At 68.2% G+C, this 4,341-nt stretch carries 5 protein-coding genes and 1 pseudogene; 1 reads left to right on the forward strand and 5 read right to left on the reverse strand.

The annotated features are described in order from the left end of the window. From A9X04_RS13435 to A9X04_RS13450, 4 genes and pseudogenes are all read right to left on the reverse strand, one after another. Positions 1-197, reverse strand: a pseudogene (locus A9X04_RS13435) (hypothetical protein); the annotation flags it as partial. Between the two features lie 89 nt (positions 198-286). Further along, the gene (locus A9X04_RS13440; RefSeq protein WP_369828957.1) at positions 287-982 is read right to left on the reverse strand and encodes a DUF6629 family protein; all 696 of its coding nucleotides are present in this window, start codon (positions 980-982) and stop codon (positions 287-289) included. 99 nt (positions 983-1,081) lie between these two features. After that, positions 1,082-2,137, reverse strand: a complete 1,056-nt coding sequence (locus tag A9X04_RS13445; protein WP_067921068.1) for a putative zinc-binding metallopeptidase — start codon at positions 2,135-2,137, stop codon at positions 1,082-1,084. After that, positions 2,130-3,059, reverse strand: coding sequence for a transglutaminase family protein (locus tag A9X04_RS13450; RefSeq protein ID WP_067921073.1), 930 nt, complete (start codon positions 3,057-3,059; stop codon positions 2,130-2,132). The genes A9X04_RS13445 and A9X04_RS13450 overlap by 8 nt, the downstream gene beginning before the upstream one ends. A gap of 101 nt (positions 3,060-3,160) precedes the next feature. Here A9X04_RS13450 and A9X04_RS13455 point away from each other — a divergent pair, with 101 nt between their 5' ends. Further along, positions 3,161-3,550: an MmcQ/YjbR family DNA-binding protein gene (locus tag A9X04_RS13455; protein ID WP_067921069.1), complete on the forward strand. Its 390-nt coding sequence runs from the start codon at positions 3,161-3,163 to the stop codon at positions 3,548-3,550. Positions 3,551-3,554: 4 nt separating this feature from the next. Here the strand turns inward: A9X04_RS13455 and A9X04_RS13460 are convergent. Beyond that, positions 3,555-4,341, reverse strand: a 787-nt coding sequence (locus tag A9X04_RS13460; protein WP_067921071.1) for a hypothetical protein, incomplete at its 5' end; no start/stop codon positions are given.

Here is a 4,341-nt window from a genome sequence, read left to right on the forward strand (position 1 = left end):
CTGGCCTGGGCGTCGAGCTGGTTGATCAACGCGTGCTGAGGCGCGCGCAGCTGGCGGGCCACCCGCTCCACCCGCTCCAGGGCAGCCAACCGCTCCGGGGTGGTCAGCACGTCAAAAGACAACCCGCACAGGCGGTCCGCGTCGCAATCGAGCGCGTCGATGACCTCGACGATCTCCTCACGACTGCTCGCACCCATACCCCACACCCTAGAAACACCCACCGACAAAAAACGCCGCGTTGTGACCACAGAAACCAAAGTGACACAAGGGATTACGGAGATCCGGGCTACACGCCCGATGTCGCCCGGTCCACGGCGTCACCGCGCAACCGGTGGGGATCGGGCAGCCGCCGACGACGACGCATATGCACCAACACCAGGACCGACAGCACCGCGGCGTAGATGCACCACAGCGACGCGAATGCCTGGAGGTAAAGGATGGCGACCACGATCAGCCCCACCAGGTTCGCCCATCCGAACACCACGATGGAGCGATAGCCCGACATCACGGCCGGCCCGATGACGGCGATGATGTAAAGCGCCGCCCACAGATAGCTTTCGCGAGCGCCGGTCTGGTATTCCAGCGCATGGGGGCACCTCTGCACGCCGATCGGCTGGGTGAGAACGACGAAAGCGAGATAGGCCGACACGACGGCGCCGAGCACCGCGAAAGGCGCCACCCGCAGTCGGGCGCCGCGCGGTTCCAGCATCAGGATCCCCACTGGGACCAGTGCGGGAAGCAATGGCAGCGCAATGAAGACGTAGGCCCGCACCGCCAACTGGGCCGCCCCGGCTGACACAATGCTGTTGGGCCACACCGCCGCCTCGATGAACTGGTGGGCCGCGAACACCGTGGGCAGCAAAGCAAATGGCACCTCGCGCCAGTGCTTCACCTCACGCAGGGTCGCGGCGGCTACCGGCAAGAGGGCGGTGCCCACAGCAAGATCCGCCGTCATCGAGAAGCACACGGGCCCATTGTGCATGGTGGCGATCCGCTTCGCCCGGCGTGGGCTGTTCGCGGCGACCCGCTTCGCCCGGCTACGCCGCGCTGGCGATCGGCGCGGCCGCGCTCGCGATCGCCACTACCCCGCGATGGCGGCCGGTCCCCGCGACTCGGAGGTCACCTCGTCGATCACGGTGTAGATGAACTTCATCTTCTCCAGCACAGCGACCGGCAGCACGAACGGGTACAGGTCGTCGTGGCCCATCGACCGGTTCACCATGTTCAGCGACCACGACAGTGGCAGCCACATGTCGATAACCGTCTGGAAAGCGCTGGGGCCCAGGGCCGGACGGTCGAAGGTCGCCGACGCCGAAGCGAAGCCGCACCACGCCGAGGTGTCCAGGGTGTCGCGGATGTGCAGGTAATGGGCGAACGTCTCGGCCCAGTCCTCGGCGGGGTGCATGGTGGCGTACGAGGAGACGAAGTGTTCCTGCCAATCCTCGGGCGGCCCCTCGCTGTAGTGCCGGTCCAGCGCCTCCTGGTAGTCGGCGTCGGGGTCGCCGAACAACTCGTTGAAACGCGCCAGGTAGTCGCTGGAGGGGGCGATCAGCCGGTAGAAGTAGTAGTGCCCGATCTCGTGCCGGAAGTGCCCCAACAGGGTGCGGTACGGCTCCTCCATCTCCACCCGCAGCTGCTCGCGGTGCACGTCGTCGCCCTCGGCCAGGTCCAGGGTGATCACGCCGTTGTCGTGCCCGGTCATCACCTTCTCGTGCCCGCTGGACAGCAGGTGGAAAGCTAATCCCTGCTCGGGATCCTCTTCGCGCCCGATGATCGGCAACTTGAGCTCATGCAGCTCGGCGATCAGCCGGCGCTTCGCCGCCTCGGCCCGGGCGAACTCGGCCAGGCCGGCGCTGTCGGCGTCGTTGGGCCGCACGGTGGTCAGCGCGCAGGACGTGCACAACAGGCGCGGATTGTTGACGGGCACCAGCCAATTGCATTCGGCCAGTAGCAGATTGGCGCACAGCTGATACTCGGCCGCGTCCACGAAACCCGCGTGCTCGCCGGCGTTGTTCTCGGCGATCACCAGCAGGGCCATCTGTTCGAGCGAAAAACCCAGTGCGCTGCCGCAATTCAGGCAGGTGGAGTTCTCGAACGTCAGGCGCTGCCCGCAATTGGGGCAGTTGAAGTCACGCATGGAGCACGTCCCCCTCGAAGGGCACCACGTCGACGGCCACGTCGATCACGCTGTGCTCCGACTCGGTGTAGATGATGCCCCGCAGCGGCGGCACGTCCGCGTAGTCACGGCCGCGTCCGACGATGATGTAGCGCTCGTCGACCAGCTGGTCGTTCGTGGGGTCCAAGCCCAGCCACTCGAACTGGCCGGGCTGCTGCGGTGTCCACACCGCCGCCCAGGCGTGGGTGGCGTCTATACCGATCATTCGATCCTTCCCCGGGGGTGGGTCGGTGGCCAGGTAGCCGGACACGTAGCTGGCCGCCAGACCGTTGGCGCGCAGGCAGGCGATCGCCAGCCGTGCAAAGTCCTGACATACCCCTTCCCGGGCCGCCAGAACCTCTTTTACCCCGGTGGAAATCGTCGTCGACCCCGAGCGGTAGGTGAAGTCGGCGAAAATCCGCGACGCGAGGTCGCGCAGCACGTCCACCAGCGGGCGCTCCGGGGCGAAACTGGGCGCCGCGTACTCGCGCACCTCGTCGGTGATCTCGGGTGGATTCAGGTCGAGGGTGAATTCGGCGGCGAGCGCTCCCCCACCTCCCGTCGGCCGGGCGGCCTCCCACGGCTGCACCGCCGGCCCGGCGGTGTAGAGCCCCGGGGCCGGCGGATAGACGTCCACGATGGAATCGCTGGTGACGGTCAGGGTGTGGTGCGGCTCGGTGACGTGGAAGTACGAGCTGATGTTGCCGTAGACGTCGGCGCTGGTGGAGACGTCGGCGGGGGCCGGTTCGATGGTCAGCCGGTGCTCGACGCAGCGCTGCCGCAGCGAATCCCGCGGGGTGAGGAAACCGCGGCCGTAGGAGCTGGTCACGACGTCGGAGTAGCGGTACTCGGTGCGGTGGGTGACCCGGTGGCGGCGGGCGGCCCCGGCGTCGGCTTCAGTCACATGGCTGATCACATCACACGCCGGACCGTCGCGCCGTCCGCGGCGCGAAACCGTTTGCCGATACGGCGGCACGCGGGCCAAACCGGGAGCACAATCGAGAGGTGGCCACGTGGTACGACGTCGCCCACATCGTTCGTGAGCTGGCACTCACCTCCGAGCCGTCACCGCACGATTGGCGGGTCGGCAAGAAGTTGCTGGCCTGGGAGCGGCCGCTGCGCCCGTCCGAACGCGAGGCGCTGGCCCGCGACGGGTCGGAACCGCCTGGGGGCGACATCCTCGGCGTGCGGGTGTCCGACGAGGGGGTCAAGTTCGGGCTGATCACCGACGAGCCGGACGTCTATTTCACGACCCCCCACTTCGACGGCTACCCGGTCGTGCTGGTCCGGCTGGCCGAGGTCTCCGTGCGCGACCTCGAGGAGCTGATCACCGAGGCCTGGCTGACGCAGGCCCCGCGGAAGTTGGTCCAGGAATTCCTGGCCGACTCCCGCTGAACCGTTATCCGTGCCGTAGGTCGATCACGCGTTGCAGGTCGTCGACGCACGCGCCGACGACGTCGGCGAGGATCAACTGCGTTTTCTCGCGGGCAACCGACTGCAATTCCGAAGCGTGGTGACGCGCGGACGCGATGTACGCGCACGCGCCGGCCGGGTCGGGGTCGGCAAGGGCTGTCGCGGCCGCGAGCACCACCGACACGGTGTGCACGATCTGCGGATGCCCCTCGCGACAGCCGTCAGAGGTGGGATTGGGAGTAGGGGCGACGGCGCGGGCCAGTTGCAGCACCGAGCCGGCCAGCAGGGCCACGTACACGGCCTGGCGATCGGCGGCGTGGACCGTGTCGCGCATGCCCCAGCGGCGCGGCGCGATACGCACGACTTGGCGGGCGGTGGTGCGCGCCTCGAGCAGTCCGCTGAGCTGTTCGTGTACTCGGTCGACCGCCGTCAGCGGCCAGTCGGGTGCCGGCGCTTTGCGTCCGACGGCGACGTCCGCGGCACGCGCCAACACGTCGTGCAGCACCCCCAGCACGCCGACGCGCGCAATGCGCAGCACCTTCAGCGGGTCGGCGGGGAACAGCAGGACTGCGAACACGATGGCCACGCCACCGCCGATCAGCGCGTCGAAGATGCGCTCCCAGCCGAGGCCGCTGTGGAACAGCGCCAACACCAGGATCGCCGACACCGCGGTCTGGTTGGCGAACATCATCCCGTGCCCGATGAAGCCGCCCCCGATGAACACCGCGGCGCCCAGCGCGATCAATGCGGCGATCGCGATGGGGACCGCGCCG

Origin of the sequence: Mycobacterium sp. E3247 (assembly GCF_001667785.1) — a bacterium.
Taxonomy (GTDB): Bacteria; Actinomycetota; Actinomycetes; order Mycobacteriales; family Mycobacteriaceae; genus Mycobacterium.

Coding starts and splice junctions, on each gene's coding strand:
- A9X04_RS13440 (WP_369828957.1), bottom strand. CDS start 982: ATGCACAATGGGCCCGTGTGCTTCTCGATGACGGCGGATCTTGCTGTG.
- A9X04_RS13445 (WP_067921068.1), bottom strand. CDS start 2,137: ATGCGTGACTTCAACTGCCCCAATTGCGGGCAGCGCCTGACGTTCGAG.